This window comes from Halomonas sp. BC04 (genome assembly GCF_000568385.1).
Window position 1 is genome coordinate 1 of the sequence record NZ_AZQX01000064.1, and the last position, 18894, is coordinate 18894.

At 63.3% G+C, this 18894-nt stretch carries 17 protein-coding genes; 15 read left to right on the top strand and 2 right to left on the bottom strand.

The genetic code is table 11. The features are described 5' to 3' along the window. A partial coding sequence (locus Q427_RS04700) for a 2-dehydro-3-deoxy-6-phosphogalactonate aldolase (RefSeq protein WP_231613414.1) occupies positions 1-499 on the top strand: 499 nt, incomplete at its 5' end. Between the two features lie 309 nt (positions 500-808). Here Q427_RS04700 and Q427_RS04705 read toward each other — a convergent pair. Together Q427_RS04705 and Q427_RS04710 are read right to left on the bottom strand one after the other, a co-directional pair. Beyond that, positions 809-1237, bottom strand: a complete 429-nt coding sequence (locus tag Q427_RS04705) for a phasin family protein (RefSeq protein WP_043511487.1) — start codon at positions 1235-1237, stop codon at positions 809-811. A 377-nt stretch (positions 1238-1614) separates the two neighbouring features. Further along, positions 1615-3405 (bottom strand): gamma-glutamyltransferase family protein, encoded by a 1791-nt coding sequence (locus Q427_RS04710; protein WP_043511489.1) that lies wholly within the window; start codon positions 3403-3405, stop codon positions 1615-1617. A 146-nt stretch (positions 3406-3551) separates the two neighbouring features. On the opposite strand from Q427_RS04710, the gene Q427_RS28635 reads away from it, so the two are divergent. The 14 genes from Q427_RS28635 to Q427_RS04770 all read left to right on the top strand — a co-directional run bounded on the left by Q427_RS28635 (position 3552) and on the right by Q427_RS04770 (position 18761). Beyond that, entirely contained in the window at positions 3552-4331 is a 780-nt protein-coding gene (locus tag Q427_RS28635; RefSeq protein ID WP_051496131.1) for a GntR family transcriptional regulator, read from the top strand. Positions 4332-4395: 64 nt separating this feature from the next. Then, entirely contained in the window at positions 4396-5433 is a 1038-nt protein-coding gene (locus tag Q427_RS04720) for a TAXI family TRAP transporter solute-binding subunit (protein WP_043511491.1), read from the top strand. 74 nt (positions 5434-5507) lie between these two features. Further along, the gene (locus tag Q427_RS04725; RefSeq protein WP_043511492.1) at positions 5508-7439 is read left to right on the top strand and encodes a TRAP transporter permease; all 1932 of its coding nucleotides are present in this window, start codon (positions 5508-5510) and stop codon (positions 7437-7439) included. Positions 7440-7750: 311 nt separating this feature from the next. Further along, entirely contained in the window at positions 7751-8839 is a 1089-nt protein-coding gene (locus tag Q427_RS04730; protein ID WP_051496132.1) for a cyclase family protein, read from the top strand. Positions 8840-8893: 54 nt separating this feature from the next. Continuing rightward, positions 8894-9871, top strand: a complete 978-nt coding sequence (dctP, locus tag Q427_RS04735; RefSeq protein WP_043511495.1) for a TRAP transporter substrate-binding protein DctP — start codon at positions 8894-8896, stop codon at positions 9869-9871. After that, positions 9864-10337 (top strand): TRAP transporter small permease, encoded by a 474-nt coding sequence (locus tag Q427_RS04740; protein WP_051496133.1) that lies wholly within the window; start codon positions 9864-9866, stop codon positions 10335-10337. The genes dctP and Q427_RS04740 overlap by 8 nt, the downstream gene beginning before the upstream one ends. Before the next feature lie 57 nt (positions 10338-10394). Next, positions 10395-11711, top strand: coding sequence for a TRAP transporter large permease (locus tag Q427_RS04745; RefSeq protein WP_043511498.1), 1317 nt, complete (start codon positions 10395-10397; stop codon positions 11709-11711). A 57-nt stretch (positions 11712-11768) separates the two neighbouring features. Continuing rightward, positions 11769-13925 (top strand): thiamine pyrophosphate-dependent enzyme, encoded by a 2157-nt coding sequence (locus Q427_RS04750; RefSeq protein ID WP_051496134.1) that lies wholly within the window; start codon positions 11769-11771, stop codon positions 13923-13925. Further along, positions 13918-15114, top strand: a complete 1197-nt coding sequence (locus tag Q427_RS04755) for an indolepyruvate oxidoreductase subunit beta family protein (RefSeq protein WP_197030510.1) — start codon at positions 13918-13920, stop codon at positions 15112-15114. The genes Q427_RS04750 and Q427_RS04755 overlap by 8 nt, the downstream gene beginning before the upstream one ends. Beyond that, positions 15033-15500, top strand: coding sequence for a DUF6537 domain-containing protein (locus Q427_RS32005; protein ID WP_331280545.1), 468 nt, complete (start codon positions 15033-15035; stop codon positions 15498-15500). The genes Q427_RS04755 and Q427_RS32005 overlap by 82 nt, the downstream gene beginning before the upstream one ends. Positions 15501-15613: 113 nt before the next feature. Further along, positions 15614-16828, top strand: coding sequence for an FAD-dependent monooxygenase (locus Q427_RS33310; RefSeq protein ID WP_231613415.1), 1215 nt, complete (start codon positions 15614-15616; stop codon positions 16826-16828). Further along, positions 16798-17898 carry an oxidoreductase gene (locus Q427_RS33315; RefSeq protein ID WP_231613416.1) on the top strand — a complete coding sequence of 367 codons (1101 nt, stop codon included), beginning with the start codon at positions 16798-16800 and terminating at the stop codon, positions 17896-17898. Before Q427_RS33310 ends, Q427_RS33315 begins: the two co-directional genes overlap by 31 nt. 2 nt (positions 17899-17900) lie before the next feature. Continuing rightward, positions 17901-18335, top strand: coding sequence for an acyl-CoA thioesterase (locus Q427_RS04765; RefSeq protein WP_231613417.1), 435 nt, complete (start codon positions 17901-17903; stop codon positions 18333-18335). 12 nt (positions 18336-18347) lie between these two features. After that, positions 18348-18761, top strand: a complete 414-nt coding sequence (locus Q427_RS04770; RefSeq protein ID WP_043511502.1) for a RidA family protein — start codon at positions 18348-18350, stop codon at positions 18759-18761. Positions 18762-18894: the final 133 nt, after the last annotated feature.

Below are 18894 nucleotides of genomic sequence, written 5' to 3' on the forward strand. Positions count from 1 at the left end.
CCGCTCAACTCCCCCGAGCCCCTGGAGAGCATCCGCCGACTGGTGGAGGCGGCTGGGCGAACGCGCCCTGGTGGGGGCCGGCACCGTGCTGACGGTCGCCCAGGTGCATGACGTCCAGGCCGCCGGGGGTCGACTGGTGGTCTCGCCCAACTGCCGCCCGGCGGTGATAGAGGCCACCCGCCRCCTCGGCCTGCAGAGCTGGCCWGGCATCGTCACGCCTTCCGAGGCCTTCGACGCACTCGACGCCGGAGCGACCGGCCTCAAGCTCTTCCCCGCCGTCCAAGTCGGCATCGCCGGCATGCAGGCGATGCGTGCCGTACTGCCGACGGGCACCCTGCTATACGCCGTGGGCGGCATCGGTATCAGCAACTTTTCTGCCTGGCGAACCGCCGGCATCGACGGCGCCGGATTGGGAAGCGCCCTTTACAAGCCCGGCCAATCCCCCGAACAAGTCGGCCAACAGGCACGCGCGCTGGCTGCCTCGTGGAAAGCGGCCTGATTCCAACCTGCTTGCGAACCTTCCTCGCTTCGTCAATCTAGCGGGGGAAAAGGAGCTTGAAGCTCGTCTACCTGTACCAGCATCAGGCCACTGAGCCGGTAGCACTTCTCCCCAGATGGAGCCCCCTCGCAGCTGTCCAAACAAAGAGACACTGTGCTACCACCTACGAGACGGCCCGACATCAGTGGGAAGGTCACAATCCACCCGGCTCCTTGCTCAGATACAAAAAGGCCGCCGATCCATGATCGGCGGCCTCTTGTCTTGCGTTAACCCTGCCGGGGCGGGGCTAATGCCTTGTTGCGCTTCCCTTTAGGCTGACTTGGCCTTGGGAGCGGCTTCCTTGACGGCTTTGGTGGCGGTCTCGGTGGCCTGCTTGGCGCTTTCCTGGGCTTGCTTGACGCTGCCCTCGGTCAGCTTCTGGCTTTCCTGAACGAAGTCCTGCTGCAGGGCCACGACTTTCTCTGCGTCACCCTTCATACGCTCGGTCAGCTCCTTGGCGACCTGCTGCTGGCCTTCCAGGTAGCTCTTCAAGCCTTCGGCGTCCTTGACCTCTACCAGGCTGCGCAGCTGCGCCAGGTTGACGTCGGCATAGGCCTTGGTCGCCTCGAGCTGGGCGTTGACCAGCTTCTCGGTATAGCCGACGGACAAGGCAGCAAAGGCACGTGCCGGGGCGAAGAACATGGACTCGAGCTGGGCGGTGTCAAACTGCTTGGTATCGAAGTTGAATGCATTGGTCATGATGGGAACCTCCGGGGTTCTGGATGACATGGAACGGGAGATCCCCGCTCTGATGCAGTGCACAATAACAGGGAATTTTGTGCAGTGCAACATAGACTGATCATGGGTGCCGAGTCTGCTCCCGACCAGGACATGGGGATACCTCACGGCTACGATGGTCGCACCCGGATGACATCGCCTCGGCCGAACTACAAACCGATTGAACCTCACCAAAGCGAGGGTGCCACGTGCTGCCCGTCAGTTCAGCGCGCCCTCCTGCGCAGAAAATGCAACTTGCCTACCGTGGTGGTCTCACGTTCCAAGCGCAGAAATGCGATTCTTGTTGCAGTTAATCAGCTAGCGCAAAGGGAGAAGCTAGCGACAACGGTGCGCAACTTTCAACGCCCTACCGCATACCCCTGCATATGCCGTGCAGAGGCCCCAGCATGGAGCATGCCATCGCGTCGGGCCACGGCGCAGACACGACCCAGTGCCCACTCGCCCTGTAACGACAAGTCATGGCCTTTTGCCCGCAACTCGGCCAACACCTCTTGCGAGTAGCGGTTTTCGATCAGCACACGACCGAGCACACAGTCGCGCGGATGAAACGAGGCGGGGAAGTGGCGGATCTGGAACTGTGGTGCATCAATCGCCCGCTGCAAGTCATAGCCGTAATGCACGATCCGCAGGAAGGTGGTCAGGCTCCACTGATCTTGCTGATCACCGCCAGGCGAGCCAAATGCCATGACGGCTTTATTGTCACGTGTCACCAGTGTCGGCGTGAGCGTGGTGCGCGGGCGCACGCCGGGACGAAGTGAACTGGCTATCCCGGGAGTCAACCAGGTCATCTGTGCCCGCGTGGAGATGGAAAACCCTAGGCCCGGCACGCTGGGCGAGCTTTGCAGCCATCCCCCACTGGGCGTCGCCGACACCATGTTGCCGAAGCGATCCACGATGTCCAGATGCACCGTGTCGCCCTCGACGCTAGGCAGTGGGGCAAAGGTGGGCTCACCGCCCCCCGGTCCGATAGTCGGCTCGCTGCCGGCCAGTGCCATGATGGCCGCCATGCGCTCATCGCCGCCGGCGAGACCAGGGCGGATCTCGAACGACGCCTGATCGCCGATCAACTGGCGCCGAGCGGCGTTATATTCAGGGCTGAGCAGCGTCTCAAGCGGCACATCGGCGCCAACCGGGTCCCCATACCATGCCTCACGATCGGCGTAGGCCAGCTTCGCCGACTCCGCGATCTGGTGCACGAACTCGGCACTTTCCGGGCCAAAAGCCGAAAAATCCACGCCTTCGAGCAGCGCCAACTGCTGGAGAAACACCGGCCCCTGGCTCCAGGGGCCCGCCTTGTGCACCCGATAACCCGCATACTCGCCGCTCACCGTAGGCTCATCGGTTGCCGACCAGCGCGCCATATCGTTACCAGTCAACAGGCCAGCGTGGCGTTCACCGGTACTGTCCATCAACGGCTGGCGATAAAACCGATCGATCGCCTCGGCCACAAAGCCTTCGTAGAAGGTGGCTCGAGCACGCTCGATCTGTGCGTCTCGATCAGGACCGGCAAGCGTCGCCTCGGCCAGAATGCGCCGGTAGGTCAGCGCAATCGCCGGCGAGCGAAACAGCCCATCGGGACGCGGGGCACCGCCACCCACCAGCCACTGTTCGGCAGAGCTTGGCCATTCATGCTTGAAAAAATCGACCACCGGCAAGATAGAGGACACCGCACGACCCAACAGAGGAAATCCATTCTCTGCGTAACCAATGGCCGGCTCGAGTACCGTAGCGAGAGGCATGCTTCCATAATCGCGCAGCAGCTGCATCCAGGCACCGAAGGCGCCAGGCACTACCGCCGGCAGCAACCCGGTGCCCGGCACCATTTTCAGTCCCAACTGCTCGAAGTGCTCCGCTGTTGCGGCAGCGGGCGTGACCCCTTGCCCACAGATGACCCTAGGCGCTTCATCGTCGTGGCGCATCGCAATGATAGGCACCTCGCCCCCGGGGCCATTCAAGTGCGGTTCGACGATCTGAAGCACGAACCCTGCCGCGACTGCCGCATCGAAGGCGTTACCTCCCTTCTCCAGCATCGCCATTCCCACACTAGAGGCCAACCAGTGCGTGGTGGTAACGGCCCCAAAGGTGCCCTTGATCTCGGGGCGGGTGGTGAACGGCGGCAAGCTGGACATGACGATCGGTTCCTCTTTTCTCGAGCGCAGCGACGACACCGCGCAGCTCAGGTTGTACTTGAACCTACCATGTTTTGCAGGCAGGATCATCAGAGCTATATAGCTATATTTATGACAACAGTGGTGACAACCGATAGCGGTGACCCATGACACTGGACAAGATCGTCAACGCCTGCTTGCCTCACTTCGAAAACGACCACCTGGGCGTGCCGAAGTATGCGCGCTTCTATAACGCCATCAAGGAGGCCGTGAATGCCGGCCACCTCATGCCGGGCGACAAGCTACCCTCCGAGCAGGAGCTCTCCTCACGCTTGCCGGCGAGTCTAGGCACTCTGCAGAAAGCCCTTAAGGCGCTCTCTGACGATGGCATCGTGATACGCGAACATGGCCGTGGCACCTTCATCCGCGACCAGGAAATCAAGTTCGAGGACATCCGCGTCTTCCGTTTCCAAGACAACGGTCGACCGCTGCCGCTCAACCTGCAGGGGCTGGCCGTTCATGCGGTGGATCTCGACCCTCAGCTGGCGGCATTCTTTGGCCGCGAGCGAGCCGCCGTCGTACAGCGCCGGGTCCAGGTAGAGGGCGAGCCCTGGACGTTCAATGAGTTCTTCCTGCCGCTGGAGTATGCCCACGACCTGATGGATAAGCCCGCCAGCGACTTTGACGGCCTGTCACTGCACGAGCACCTATTCCAGACCCAGCGCATCCTCACCAGCCACTTCGTACATCGCCTCGGTGTCGCACCCTTCTCCGAGGATGCAAGGCACTTCCTTGGCCTGTCCGATGACGTTCGGCATGGCCTGCAATGGCGAGTACAGGGCTACTCCCGGGACGGTCAGCCAACCACCTTTCAGCGCTTTGAAATTCAGCCCGGCCATCGCGATATCGAGCTCAGCACTCAAGCAGGTCAGGGACGCGGCACCTGACATCCTCTGCGAAGCGCCGCCAACGGCATCTCCCACACACTTAGCCAACAACAAAGGTAGTCACATGACACAGGACACTAAATACAACTGCCCTTCTCCCATCGACGCGCGTCGCCGCCAACTGCTCCAGGCCGGCATGATCGGGGTCGGCGTCGCCATGTTCCCGGGCATCCTGGCCGCCTCGCCCAATCGCGAGTTGCGCTGGGGGTCGGCGAGCCTTGGCTCCACGGGCTACATCATCATCGAGGCGCTGGCGCAATCGACGCAGCGCAACAGCGGCACCCGCAGCACCACCCTGTCCACCTCAGGCGGGGCCGAGAACATGGTGATGCTGAGCCGGGAAGAGATAGAGTTCGGCCAGACCACGTCCACCGACTGGCCACCGGCCACGCAGGGCGAACGCCCCTTCCCCGGCCCCATCGATGCACGCCAGGTCTTTGCCTACACGGTTTGGAACATTCCGCTGATCGTGCGCGCCGACTCCGACATCCATAGCCTCGCCGACCTCGCCGGCAAGCGCGTGATGCCTTCTACAGCGGGCGGTGCCACGGCCATCATGCACCAGACCATTCTGCAGGCGGCAGGTGTTGCCGACGACGTCAACTGGACCTACGGCTCGTGGAACGACACCTTCAGTGCCTTCCAAGCGGGCTCGGTAGACGCGATACCCTCCACCTTGACCAACGGGCGCGCCTCGCCGGCACTGGCAGAGATCGATAGCACCGTCGAATTCCGTGTACTGCCGATCGAGCCCGAGGTGCTGGAGCGTGCCCAAGCCATCAATTCGGGACTGCTGGCCACCACGGTCAGCGCCGAGCAGTGGGACAAGGTCGAAGGTGAGATGCTGATGCCCGCCATCTCGGGGGTGCTGGCCACACGGCCCGGCGTGACGGACGATGAAGCCTACGCCGTCTGCCAAGCCATTTTCGATGATCCCGAGCAGGTTCGCCGAGTAGGCTCGCAACTGCAGGATATCGGCGTGGAATTCGCGGTGGCATATCTGCTGCCGAACTATCCGGTCAACGCCGGTGCCGCACGCTACTTCCAGGAACGCGGCGTATGGCGCGACGAGTTAGTCGTGGCGGATCCGGTCACTGCCTAACGCCACCACCTCGCCTGCCATGCCCCCCTCCCCCGCTGCATGGCAGGCGATCTTCGACGAGGATGAGGCCCATCATGACGTCCAAGCTGCTCAACGGTAAGCGCGGCTACCTGAATACCGCCAACCTGATACTCCTCCTCACCCTGGTCATGGTGGTTACTCATTTACTGCAGGTGTTCCACTACTACTTGCCGTCGGGCCAATTCAAGACACTGCATCTCGGCCTGGCACTGCTGATCATTTTTACCAGTGCCGCGGGTCATGCTAAGCACTGGCTAGGTCGACTGACCTACGCCGGATGTTTCATTCTCGCTGCCATCGCCGCAGGCTACGTATTCCTTGAGTATGAGGGCCTGATCACCGACCGCGTATTTGGCCCGGAGCCTGCCGACGTGTTCATCGGCTGCCTGCTCGTCGCCGTATGCCTGGTCGCCGCCTGGCAGCAGTGGGGGCTGACCATTCCCCTGATCGGCGTCATCGGCCTGCTCTACGGGTACTTTGGCAATACCTTGCCCACGCAGCTTCTCTATCACGGCGGCATGGGGCTGGAACGACTGGTTTCCTACGCCTCGATCCCCAATTTCCAGGGCGTGCTGGGGTCACTCACCGAGCTTTCTGCCGGCACGATCTTTATCTTCATGGTGTTTGCCGGGCTACTCAAAGCGACCGGCGGCATCGACTTCATCATGGGGTTCGCGACCAAACTCGCCGGCAACTCCCGCGGCGGACAAGCCAAGATCGCGGTCCTCGCCAGTGCCTTCATGGGCATGATCTCCGGCAGCACCGTAGCCAACATTGCCAGCACCGGCACCATGACCATCCCCACCATGAAACGCACTGGCTTCAAGGCCCCCTTCGCTGGCGCAGTCGAAGCCGTCGCCTCGACAGGCGGTCAGATGACGCCCCCGGTCATGGGCCTCACCGCCTTCCTGATGGTCGGCGTCACCGGCTTGGCCTACGACCAGGTGATTCTCGCCGCGGCGATTCCCGCAGGACTCTATTACTTTTATTTGATTCTGGCCGTGCACCTGCAAGCCGCCCGGGATGGCATTGCCCCAAATCAGGGGCCTGATGATACCCCCACACTGCCTGCAACCTATCTGCTGGCTCGCTATGGCCACCTGCTGATCGCCATTGGTGTACTGGTCTTTCTACTGGTGAGTCGCATGCCGCCTTCCTATGCCGCGGCCTATGGGTGTCTCGCCATCGTTGTACTCGAGCTCACCAGCAGCGTGATACGCCAGTACCGCCATCCCCTCAGGGCGCTGGGCGTGTCCTTCACTCGGCTAGTGGAAGGGCTGCGCGAAGGCGGCTTCAGCGGTGCCACCATTGCCGTCATCGTTGCCGTCATCGGTATCTTCGTGGAGGTTCTGACTGCTACCGGCTTTGCCCAGAAACTCTCCTACCTGATGCTCGGCATCGCCGACGGCAGCCTCGGCGTCCTGCTGCTGATTGCCGCCGCAGCCTGCCTGATCTTCGGACTAGGCCTACCCACTTCCGCCGCGTATATTCTGGTCGCCCTGCTGACCGCCCCGGCGCTGATCGACATGGGCCTGAGCATGATGGCCGCCCACATGTTTGTGCTCTACTTTGCGGTATTTTCCGCACTCACTCCCCCGGTAGCCATCGCCTCGTTAATCGCCGCCCGCATAGCCGAGGCACCGTACTTCACCACCGCTGTTCAAGCGGTCAAGATTGGTTTGCCGGGCTTCTTTCTACCCTTCCTGTTCGTGGCCAGGCCAGAGCTACTGCTACTCGAGGGCTCACCCCTGGATCAACTGATCGTGATAGCCATTAGCCTTCTGGCGCTATCCGCCCTGAATGTCGCGATGGTCGGCCAAGGCTTCATCCGCACCAATTGGCCACAAAGGCTGATTCTCCTGGTGGCCTCTACGCTGACACTGGTACCGGGTCAACTGGGCACTCTGGTGGGCTGTTCCGTCATCATCGCGATGTTCGGCTTCCAGTTCACCATGAGACCGAAATATGCAACCGGCTCCGCTTAAGGCCCTTCTGCCGAGTCAGCTTACCCGTCCAGCGGTAAAGGCCTGCTGCGACGGGTGGTCTGGCGCCTTACCTGCCCCACCCGCCCCTCATACCCAGGCACCACCCTCCACACGGCTGTGACCCATTTCGAGCCATGAGGCCCATCGCTTCCTTTTCTCTATTAGCATGCGAAGTATTCAAGCTTGAAACTTCAATCTTGAAATATGCCGCATTCCTTTCTAGGCTGGTTCAGACACTGCAGTGAAAAACAGTGCGGCGTCACCGTCGAAGGCCGACGCACAATCCAACAGCAAGCAAGGGAACAAAGACAATGAAATCCCGCTTGATACTGCTGCCCACTGCCGCGTGCATGGCAGCCCTGAGCTGCACGGCGACTCTTGCAGCCACACCTGATGACCACCAGGGCCACCTGCAGAACACCCCGCAGGTCCCGCTTCCTCCCTGGCCGAATGGGGACGAAGCCGGCATGGGCAACACCCAGGGCCCTGGCGCCTGGCAGCGCTGCGCCTTTCACCTCATGCAGGCAGAGGCAAAGTCCTACGAACTCTCCTATCAGCGCACCGCAGAAATGCCCCAGTCGCCGTTTGCCGAGCCGGAAACCTATCGCTTCGATCCCTCCAGCGGTATCCCGGGCACTCGGCACGGCTTCAATACCGAGTCCACGAGCGGCAATATCGGCGGCCAGGGCACACAGCTCGACGGCCTCGGCCATTTCGCCTTTCTAACCGAGCCCTGGAGCGGTGAGGGGGAGTTTCCTGTCGAGGAGCTGCAATACTACGGCGGCTTCACCCAAGACGAGGTCAAGCCAACCCCGGATGCGGCTCTCGAGAGGCTCGGCCTTGAGAACTTGCCGCCGATCGTCTCCTCCGCGGTGCTGCTGGATGCCGCGGCGTACCTCAACGAGGGAGAGCCGCTCGCCGCCGGCGACCTGATCAGCCGTGACGACATCGAAGCCATGATCGAGGCCCAAGGGCTTGCCTGGCGCGGCCTGCTGCCCGGCGACGTGCTCTATATCCACACCGGCTGGGGAGAGCACTGGGACAGCGATGACGGGCGCTACTACACCCAAGGCCCTGGCCTGGCCTATGACACCATGGAGTGGCTCGAAGAGCAGGCCATCGTGCTGGTCGCCCTGGACAACCCCTTCACCGACCCCGCCCCGGAAGGAATGCTGGCGGGCGAGGCAATCCCTGAAGGCGTGCCGGATGGTCTCCCCTTCGCCATCCATCACCATAACCTGACGCAATCGGGTATCTACCAAATCCAGAACGCGCGGCTGGCCGAACTGGCCGCTGACCAGGTCTGGACCTCATGCACCATGATCCTTCCCACTCTGACCAAGGGAGCTGCGCAGGCGCCGGTAAGGCCCGTTGCCATCGGCACCCCTGCTCGTCCCTGAAGCCCGTTCCTTAAACCCAAGTACAAGTCACGACAACAACAAGGGAGTCACGACATGACGCATAACCTCCGCTGGACCACCACGATTGGCGCTGCCCTGGTCTCCTTGGGCCTGGTGACGCAAGCCGCCGCGGACACGGTGACGCTGAGAACCGTCAGCGCCTTCAACCCCGGCACGGCGATCCCACACACCTTCGAGATGTTCCTTGAAGAGATCGCGAACGACCCCGACGCTCCGATTGAGGTCAACTTCATAGGCGGCCCCGAGGCCATGCCGCCTTTCCAGGTCGGCAATGCGGTGAGCAACGGCGTGGTCGACATGGCCTTCGTCACCTCGGCGTTCTATACGAGTTCTCTGCCGGCGGCCCATGCGCTTAACCTGACACGCTACTCACCCGAAGAACTGCGAGAAACGGGCCGTTTCGATCAGTTGCAGGAGATGTGGCGCGAGCAGATGAACGTCCACTACCTGGCCTATACCAACTACGGCAATCGCTACCACCTCTATCTCAACGAGCCCATCGACAGCCCCGATCTCAATGGCCTGCGCCTGCGCATCACGCCGGTCTATCGCGCCTTCGTCGAGGCCATGGGTGGCGAAGCGGCCCAGACCCCGCCGGGCGAGGTCTATACCGCACTGGAGCGCGGCATCGTCGACGGTTACGGCTGGCCGGTTCAGGGCATCTTCGATCTCGGCTGGCAGGAGCATACGAGTTACCGCGTCGACCCTGGCTTCTATCACGTGGAAGTCGGCGTGCTGGTCAACCAGAACACCTGGGACAACCTGACCGATGAGCAGCGTGACTACCTCACCGAGAAGGCCATCTGGCTGGAAGAGCTCAACGGGCTCAACGAGGAAATCAATGCCGAAGAGGAGCGTCGTCAGGCCGAAGCGGGAATCGAAGTGATCGAGTTCGAAGGTGAGGACCGTGAGCGCTTTCTCGAAATGGCCTATGAAGTCCAGTGGGAGCGGCTGGCTCAGGAGCATGCCGCGAATACCGAGAAGCTGAGAGAGATCCTGGACAGTGAATGACGCAGCCATCGTCAATAACGAGCCAGTGGCACGCTCACCGTTGCAGAAGACGTACCACTACATGATGCAAGCCTGCGGCCTGGCCGCAGGTCTCATCATCGGTGTCGTGTCGGTAGTCATCGTACTCAACGTGCTCAGCCGAAACCTGGGTTTCGGCTCGATCTACGGCACGGTGGAAGGCAGCGAGTATGCCATCGCCGCCGCCACCTTCCTGGCCGCTCCCTGGGTGCTCTATCACGGCGCCCACGTGCGGGTCGACCTGCTGCAACAGGCCCTGCCCAAGGCACCCGGAAGATGGCTGGAGATGTTCATCAACCTCCTCGGTGCCTTTATCAGCCTGTGCTTCGGTTACTTCCTGCTGGCTACCGGTTCCGACTATCTCAGTCGGGGCAGCATGGTCTTCAAGTCGTTCGTGTTTCCCGAGTGGTGGAACTTCGTCCTGCCGACCTCTGCTTTGGCCTGCTGACCCTCGAGTTCCTGCGCCGCCTGTGGCGCCTCATCCAGCCACGGGAGGTTTGACGACATGGAATGGCATTCTGCTCTGATGTTGCTGGTGGGCGGGCTCATCCTGCTCATGGCACTGGGCCTGCCCGTGGTGTTTGCCTTCATCGCGATCAATCTCGTCGGCGCCTATGTCTTCATGGGCGGGGAGATGGGCATCATGCAGATGGCGCGCAACAGCGCCGAGGCCATCAACAGCTTTTCCCTGATCCCGATACCGCTGTTCGTGCTTATGGGCGAAGTGCTTTTTCATACGGGTCTCGCCTACAAGGCGATCACCGCCATCGAGCGTCTGATCAAGGGCATTCCCGGCCGCCTGAGCATCGTCTCGGTGCTCGGCGGCACGGCCTTCGCCACCCTCTCCGGCTCGAGCATCGCCAATACCGCCATGATGGGCAGTTCACTACTGCCCGACATGCTCAAGCGTGGCTACCACCCCTCCATTGCCATGGGGCCCATCATGGCGGTGGGCGGCATCGCCATGCTGATTCCCCCTTCGGCACTTGCGGTCACGCTGGGCAGCCTGGCCGGCATCTCCATCGGCCAGCTGCTGATCGGCGGCATCATCCCCGGCATCCTGATGGGGATTTCCGTGCTGCTGTATGTGATGATCCGCTGCGCGCGCAATCCTGAGCTCGCACCGGCGGACGAGGGCGATACCAGCCTCACCACCTGGGAGCGCTGGCAACCCTTCTGCGTCTACGTGCTGCCGCTGAGCGGCATCTTCGTAGCCGTGGTGGGCAGCCTGCTGGCGGGCTGGGCCGAGCCCACGGAGTCGGCTGCCTTCGGCGCCGTCGCCGCTACGCTTGCCGCACTTTGCTATCGCTGCCTGACCTTGCAGTCATTGGTCAAGTCGCTGATGGAAACCGCCAAGGTCTCGGTCATGATCCTGTTCGTGCTGGTTGCCTCCACCACCTTCTCCCAGCTGCTTTCCTTTTCCGGTGCCACGAGCGGCCTGCTGCAGGTAATCACTGGCTGGGATCTGACGCCGCTGATGGTCGTGCTCGGTATGCTGCTGGTACTGCTGGTGCTGGGCTGCTTCGCCGACCAGATCAGCATGATCATGATCACCCTGCCGTTCTTCATGCCGCTGGTCTCGAGCCTGGGCATCGACCCGATCTGGATCGGCGTTCTGTTCCTGGTGGCCATGGAAATCAGTTTCCTGACGCCGCCCTTCGGGCTGCTGCTGATCGTGATGCAGGGTGTGGCACCTCCCGGCATCCGCCTGACCCAGGTCTATCAGGCCGCGCTGCCCTTCCTGCTCCTCCAGTTACTGGTGCTGGCACTGGTGGTGGCATTGCCCTGGCTTGCCACCGGCCTGCCCAACCTGATGCGCTGAATCCAAACAACACCACTCACGACGAGGGCACCATGCCCGAGCGGCGAGGAGAACAAGATGGCTGAAAGAACATTTGTCGAGGAGGTCAAGAAGCTGCGTCTTGGGGAGGGTGACACCTTCCAGGGCGAGGGCATCCTGGCCGTGACCAAGGCGCTGCTGCAGTCGGGCGTCGCCTATGTGGGCGGCTACCAGGGCGCGCCGATCTCCCATCTGATGGACGTGCTGGCTGATGCGCAGCCGATCCTCGAGGAACTGGGCATCCACTTCGAGAACAATGCCAGCGAGGCCGCCGCCGCCGCCATGCTGGCCGCCTCGGTCAACTATCCCCTGCGCGGCGCCGTGGCATGGAAATCCACGGTGGGCACCAACGTCGCGTCGGATGCCCTGGCCAACCTGGCCTCGGGCGGCGTGACCGGCGGCGCACTGATCATCGTCGGTGAAGACTACGGCGACGGCTCGAGCATCATGCAGGAGCGCACCCATGCCTTCGCCATGAAGAGCCAGATCTGGCTGCTCGACCCGCGCCCCAACCTGCCCTCCATCGTCAAGGCGGTGGAGCATGGCTTCGAGCTCTCGGAAGCCAGCAATACCCCGGTCATGCTGGAGCTGCGCATCCGCGCCTGCCATGTGCACGGGCGCTTCCAGACCCAGGCCAACCGCTCTCCCGAATTCACCATCGATGATGCGCTGGCCAATCCGGTTCGCGACACCAACCGCATCGTGCTGCCGCCGGCGAGCTTCCAGCACGAGCACGAGAAGGTCAACACACGCTGGCCGGCGGCAGTGAATTACATCAAGGAGCATCGGCTCAACGAGACCTTCCCCGGCGAGTATGGGGAGATCGGCCTGATCCTGCAGGGTGGGCTCTACAATACGGTCGTTCGCGGTCTCGAGCGCCTCGGCCTGGCCGACACCTTCGGCAACAGCCGTATTCCACTGCATGTGCTCAACGTCACCTACCCGCTGGTGGACGACGAACTGGAAGCCTTCTGCGCCGACAAGCGTGCCGTACTGATGATCGAGGAAGGTCAGCCAGATTACCTGGAGCAGGCCCTTGCCAGCATTCTGCGGCGCGCCGATATCGCCACGCGCATCCATGGCAAGGACGTGCTGCCCAAGGCGGGCGAATACATTGGCCAGGTGATGCTGAAAGGCCTGCGCGACTTCCTGACCGCCGCCGCGCCGGAGCGGCTCCCACCACCCGAGGCTCTGCCTGCACTCGACAATCCGGTACCGGCCCTGCCGCCCCGCCCGCCTGGGTTCTGCACCGGCTGCCCCGAGCGACCGATATTTACCGCCATGAAGCTCGTCGAGCGGGAGCTGGGGCCACGCCATGTCAGCTGCGACATCGGCTGCCACCTGTTCTCCATCCTGCCGCCCTTCAATATCGGCAATACCACCATGGGCTATGGCCTGGGCGCCTCGGCGGCTTCGGCATTCCACGGCTCCAAGGGCGGCCGCGCCATCAGCGTGATGGGTGACGGCGGCTTCTGGCACAACGGCCTGACCAATGGTGTCGCCAATGCCGTCTACAACGGCGACGATGATGTGCTGCTGATCGTGGACAACTTCTATTCGGCGGCGACCGGCGGACAGGACCTCCCCTCTTCCCGTGCCGAAAACCCCATGCGCCACACCAACATTCCCATTGAACAAGCGGTAAAGGGGGTGGGGGTCAAATGGATTCGGGTCGTTGATCACACCTATGACGTGCAGCGCATGAAAGACACGCTCACCGAAGCCCTGACCACCAAGGAGAAGGGTCCCAAGGTGATCATCGCCCAGTCGGAGTGCATGCTGAACCTGCAGCGGCGCGAAAAACCCAAGGTGCGTCAAGCGCTCAAGGACGGCAAGCGCACCGTTCGACGGCGCTTCGGCGTCGACAGCGACACCTGTACCGGCGACCACGCCTGCATCCGTATTTCCGGCTGCCCATCGCTGTCGATCAGTCCCAACCCCGATCCGCTGCGTGAACACCCCGTCGCCCAGGTGGACAACACCTGCGTGGGCTGCGGCCTGTGTGGCGAGGCGGCCCACGCCGCTGTGCTGTGCCCCTCCTTCTATCGCGCCGATGTAATCAGCCATCCCAATCGCTGGGACCGTCTGTTGCACCGCGGGCGCCAAGCCGTCATCCAGCGCCTGCAGGCATGGCGTGAGAAGCGCCTCGCCCCGCTGCCCCCATCCGCACATCTTACGGGAGAACCCCATGCCTGACGTGACCACTGCCACACGACCGATCACGCTGGCGATCATGGCCATGGGCGGCCAGGGCGGCGGCGTGCTCTCCGACTGGATCGTCCACCTGGCCGAGAGCAACGGTTACCTGGCCCAGGCCACCTCGGTGCCCGGGGTTGCCCAGCGCACCGGGGCCACCATCTATTACCTCGAGCTGTTTCCGGAAGCCGAGGCCGAACGCGCCGGCCAGGCCCCGGTGCTGGCCCTGATGCCCTCGTCCGGCGACGTCGATATCGTACTGGCCGCCGAGTTCATGGAAGCGGGCCGCGCACTGGAGCGCGGGCTCGTCACCCCTGACCGCACCACGGTGATTGCCTCGAGCCACCGGGTCTATGGCATCACCGAGAAGAGCGCCATGGGCAACGGCATCCTCGACCCGGAGCCGGTGCGTAAACAGCTGCAACACCATGCCCGGCACTTTATCGAGTTCGACATGGACGCCACGGCGCACCGTCAGGGCAGCGTGATCAGCGCCGTGCTGTTTGGCGCCCTGGCCGGCAGCCAGGCGCTGCCCTTCCCGCGTGAAGCGTTCGAGCAGGCCATTCGCGACGGTGGCATTGGGGTTACGGCAAGCCTGCGTGCTTTCGATGAAAGCTACCGGCAGGCCCAGGGCGCGAAGCCCCTTGCCGAACCGAGCGACGCCCAAGCTGAAATGCATGAGCCACGGCCGCAGTCCGAGTTGCCGGAACTCGACGCCTTGAAGCGCGACATCGAAAGCCGCTTTCCCGAGTCGGCGCGTGAGGTGATCCACGAGGGTGTGCTGCGACTGATCGACTATCAAGACCCCGCCTACGCCAGGGAGTACCTGGAGCTTCTGCTAGAACGCCTGCCACGTTTCCCGCTGGAGGACAGGGATTACATCCTGCTGCGAGAGCTGGCCCGCCACCTGGCACTGTGGTTTAGCTATGAGGACACCATTCGCGTGGCCGACCTGAAGATTCGCCGCGACCGCCTGGAGCGCGTGCGCAACGAGGTCAAGGCCGAGCCGGAGCAGATCGTCTACACCGCCGAGTTCATGCACCCCCGTGTCGAGGAGATCTGCGATACCCTGCCGGCCGGCCTCGGCCACTGGGTGCTGCATACCGGCTGGGTTCGCCGTCCGCTGGCCAAGCTGACCCAGCGTGGACGTCGCATCAGCCCCAGCGACTGCGAGGCTTTCTGCTACTGATGAGCGTGGCGAGCCTGCGACGCTGGCGCCGCAAGACCCTGCGCTATCGCAAAGAGCGCCAGTGTATCGATGCCTGGCTGTCGGCGGTCGACCGAGCCTTCGACATATCACCTGACGTCGCCCTCGAGGTCATCAAGGCGCAAGGTCTGGTCAAGGGATATGGCGACACACACCGCCGCGGCCTGACCAGCTTCAACACCCTGATGCAGGCCTTCGAGCGCTACGGCGAGGCACCCGATGCGGCCATACGTCTGCGCCAACTTCACGATGCCGCCCTCGCCGATGAGAAGGGTGAAACCCTCAAGCAAAGCGTTGGTGAGTGGCAGCCGGAAGCTCCGGCGCATACCGCGGACGACCGCTCACGGATCGCCGTGAAACAGCTTTAAGCACGGTAAACAGCCCTGGATACGCAACGCACGAGGGCCGAAGGTGCGCCCAGATGCTTCAAGCTTAAATATTTTATGTAGAACAATTTATGTAGACAAGAAGGAAAATATTCATGAGAGTCGCCTGTCTCGGCGGGGGCCCGGCAGGGCTCTACTTCGCCATCAGCATGAAGCTGCACGACCCTGCCCACGACATCGTGGTGCTCGAGCGCAATCGCCCCGACGACACCTTCGGCTGGGGCGTGGTGCTCTCCGATGAGACACTGGATAACCTGGCGCGCAACGATGCGGTGAGCGCCGAACGGATTCGCGAGCACTTCGCCTACTGGGACGATATCGCCGTGGTCCATGACGGCGTGAAGACCGTCTCCACCGGTCACGGCTTCTGTGGCATCGGGCGGCACAAGCTGCTGGTATTGCTCCAGCAGCGCGCCCGGGAGCTCGGCGTCGAGCTGCGCTTCGAAAGCGACATCCCCGAGGAGCGCATCGATGACCTGCGACGCGAGTTCGACCTGGTGCTCGCCGCCGACGGCCTCAACTCGCGCACCCGGCAGCACTACGCCGAGCACTTCAAGCCCGATATCGAGGTGCGCGCCTGCAAGTTCGTCTGGCTCGGCACCCGCCAGACCTTCAATGACGCCTTCACCTTCCTCTTCGAGAAGACCGAGCACGGCTGGGTATGGGCCCACGCCTACCAGTTCGACGCCGACACCGCGACCTTCATCGTCGAGTGCAGCGAAGCCACCTGGCAGGCCTTCGGCTTCGGCGAGCTGAGCCAGCAGGAATCCATCGCCGTGTGCGAGCGCATCTTCGCCCGCCACCTGGGCGGCCATGCGCTGATGACCAACGCCAACCATATCCGCGGCTCCGCCTGGATCAACTTCCCCCGGGTGCTGTGCGAGCGCTGGAGCGTCGACAACGTGGTGCTGATGGGGGACGCCGCTGCCACCGCCCACTTCTCCATCGGCTCGGGCACCAAGCTGGCTCTGGAGAGCGCCATCGCCCTGGCGGAGTACCTGCACAGCGAGCCCGACATGGCCAACGCCTTCGCCCGCTACGAGGAGGAGCGCCGCACCGAGGTGCTGCGCCTGCAGTCGGCGGCGCGCAACTCCACCGAGTGGTTCGAGCAGGTGGAGCGCTATCTGGATCTCGACCCGGTGCAGTTCAACTACTCGCTGCTGACCCGCTCCCAGCGCATCAGCCACGAGAACCTGCGCCTGCGCGACCCGGCGTGGCTCGCCAGCGCCGAGCGCTGGTTCCAGGCCCAGGCGGCAACCCGGAAAGCGACCGGGCGCCGATGTTCGCCCCCTTCACGCTGCGCGACATGACGCTCGCCAACCGGGTGGTGGTCTCGCCCATGGCCCAGTACAAGGCGGTGGACGGCTGCCCCACCGACTGGCACTTCGTGCACTACGCCGAGCGGGCCAAGGGCGGCGCCGGACTGGTCTACACCGAGATGACCTGCGTCTCGCCCCAGGGGCGCATCACCCCGGGCTGCCCCGGCTTCTATACACCCGAGCACGAGGCGGCCTGGAAGCGCCTGTGCGACTTCGTCCACGCCGAAACACACGCCAAGCTGTGCGCCCAGATCGGCCACTCCGGCCCCAAGGGCTCGACTCAGCTCGGCTGGCAGGCGATGGACGCCCCGCTGGCCGAGGGCAATTGGCCGATCCTGGCCGCCTCCGCCGTGCCCTGGTCCGAGCGTAACCAGGTGCCCAAGGCCATGGACCGCACCGGCATGGAGCGCGTGCGCGACGAATTCGTCGCTGCCGCCGAGATGGCCGAGCGCGCCGGCTTCGACATGCTCGAGGTGCACGCTGCCCACGGCTACCTGCTCTCCTCGTTCATCACGCCCCTGACCAACCGCCGCGACGACGAGTACGGCGGTTCGCTCGAGAACCGCATGCGCTACCCGCTGGAGGTGATCCGCGCGGTGCGCCAGGCGTGGCCGGCCCACAAGCCGCTGTCGGTGCGCATCTCGGCCAACGACTGGGTCGGCGACGAGGGCGTCACGCCTGACGAAGCCGTCAAGATCGCCCACCTGCTCAAGGCCGCCGAGGTGGACATCGTCGACGTCTCCGCCGGACAGACCTCGACCCGGGCCAAGCCGATGTACGGACGCATGTTCCAGACGCCCTTCTCCGACCGCATCCGCAACGAGACCGGCATGGCCACCATGGCGGTGGGCAACATCTACCAGGCCGATCACGTCAATTCGATCCTGATGGCCGGCCGCGCCGACCTGGTGTGCCTGGCCCGCCCGCACCTGGCCGACCCCTACTGGACCCTGCATGCCGCGGCGGGCCTCGGCGACAGCCAGTGCGACTGGCCGCTACCCTACGGCCCCGGCCGCGACCAGCTCCAGCGTCTGGCCGAACGCGGCGAGGGGTGGACATGAGCATGGAAATGAGCACAGATCACGGTTTTGCCCCGCTTTTCACCACGCGGCGCAAGGTGCGCTTCGAGCACTGCGACCCGGCGGGCATCGTCTTCTATCCGCGCTACTTCGAGATGATCAACGCCGTGGTCGAGGACTGTTTCAGCGAATCTTTGGGCAGCAGCTTTGCCGAGCTGGTGTCATCGGGGCGAGGCGTACCCACCGTGTCGCTGGAGACCCAGTTCCACGCCCCAAGCCGGCTGGGGGACATTCTCAGCTTCAGCCTCGTTCCCAAGGCCGTGGGCCGCACCAGCCTAAGCCTCGAGATCATCGCCACGCATCAAGCGCAGCGTCGCCTGACGGCCAGGGTGACGCTGGTTTATATCGACCTGAACACCGGACGGCCCCTGCCTTGGCCCGACCCCATTCGCCAATATTTTTCAATCAACGACAACTGAAGGAAAAAAATCATGAACACCGCGCCCGCTCATCAGCTCCTCCACCCCGCCAACTGGAAACCCGCCATCGGCTACGCCAACGGGATCATGGCCACAGGCCAAACCATTTATGTCGGCGGCCAGATCGGCTGGAATGGACAGCAGGAATTTGAAAGCGACGACTTCGTTGCCCAGGTTCACCAGGCGCTGACCAACATCGTCGAGGTGCTGCAAGAGGCCGGCGCCGGACCACGGCACCTGGTACGATTGACCTGGTACGTCGTCGACAAGCAGGAGTACCTGGCACGCCTCAAGGAGGTGGGCGCCGCCTACCGCGAGGTGCTGGGCAAGCACTTCCCGGCCATGACCATGGTCCAGGTCGCCGATCTGATCGAGGATCGCGCCAAGGTGGAAATCGAGGCAACCGCGGTGGTGCCGGGGAACTGAGAGGGTAGGAAAAAAATCAGGGCCAAGGTGGGTGTGACACGCCCACCGTATACTGCGCCGCAGGGCATGCACGCTCCGATAACAGTGGGCTAACCCAACGGCCCACGTTCAGAAGTCTCGAAAAGGGTCAGCG

Bases quoted from the DNA above. Each gene is read 5' to 3' on its own strand.
- Q427_RS04705 (WP_043511487.1), bottom strand. From the start codon at position 1,237: ATGACCAATGCATTCAACTTCGATACCAAGCAGTTTGACACCGCCCAG.
- Q427_RS04710 (WP_043511489.1), bottom strand. From the start codon at position 3,405: ATGTCCAGCTTGCCGCCGTTCACCACCCGCCCCGAGATCAAGGGCACC.
- Q427_RS28635 (WP_051496131.1), top strand. From the start codon at position 3,552: ATGACACTGGACAAGATCGTCAACGCCTGCTTGCCTCACTTCGAAAAC.
- Q427_RS04720 (WP_043511491.1), top strand. From the start codon at position 4,396: ATGACACAGGACACTAAATACAACTGCCCTTCTCCCATCGACGCGCGT.
- Q427_RS04725 (WP_043511492.1), top strand. From the start codon at position 5,508: ATGACGTCCAAGCTGCTCAACGGTAAGCGCGGCTACCTGAATACCGCC.
- Q427_RS04730 (WP_051496132.1), top strand. From the start codon at position 7,751: ATGAAATCCCGCTTGATACTGCTGCCCACTGCCGCGTGCATGGCAGCC.
- dctP (WP_043511495.1), top strand. From the start codon at position 8,894: ATGACGCATAACCTCCGCTGGACCACCACGATTGGCGCTGCCCTGGTC.
- Q427_RS04745 (WP_043511498.1), top strand. From the start codon at position 10,395: ATGGAATGGCATTCTGCTCTGATGTTGCTGGTGGGCGGGCTCATCCTG.
- Q427_RS04750 (WP_051496134.1), top strand. From the start codon at position 11,769: ATGGCTGAAAGAACATTTGTCGAGGAGGTCAAGAAGCTGCGTCTTGGG.
- Q427_RS04755 (WP_197030510.1), top strand. From the start codon at position 13,918: ATGCCTGACGTGACCACTGCCACACGACCGATCACGCTGGCGATCATG.
- Q427_RS33310 (WP_231613415.1), top strand. From the start codon at position 15,614: ATGAGAGTCGCCTGTCTCGGCGGGGGCCCGGCAGGGCTCTACTTCGCC.
- Q427_RS33315 (WP_231613416.1), top strand. From the start codon at position 16,798: ATGTTCGCCCCCTTCACGCTGCGCGACATGACGCTCGCCAACCGGGTG.
- Q427_RS04765 (WP_231613417.1), top strand. From the start codon at position 17,901: ATGGAAATGAGCACAGATCACGGTTTTGCCCCGCTTTTCACCACGCGG.
- Q427_RS04770 (WP_043511502.1), top strand. From the start codon at position 18,348: ATGAACACCGCGCCCGCTCATCAGCTCCTCCACCCCGCCAACTGGAAA.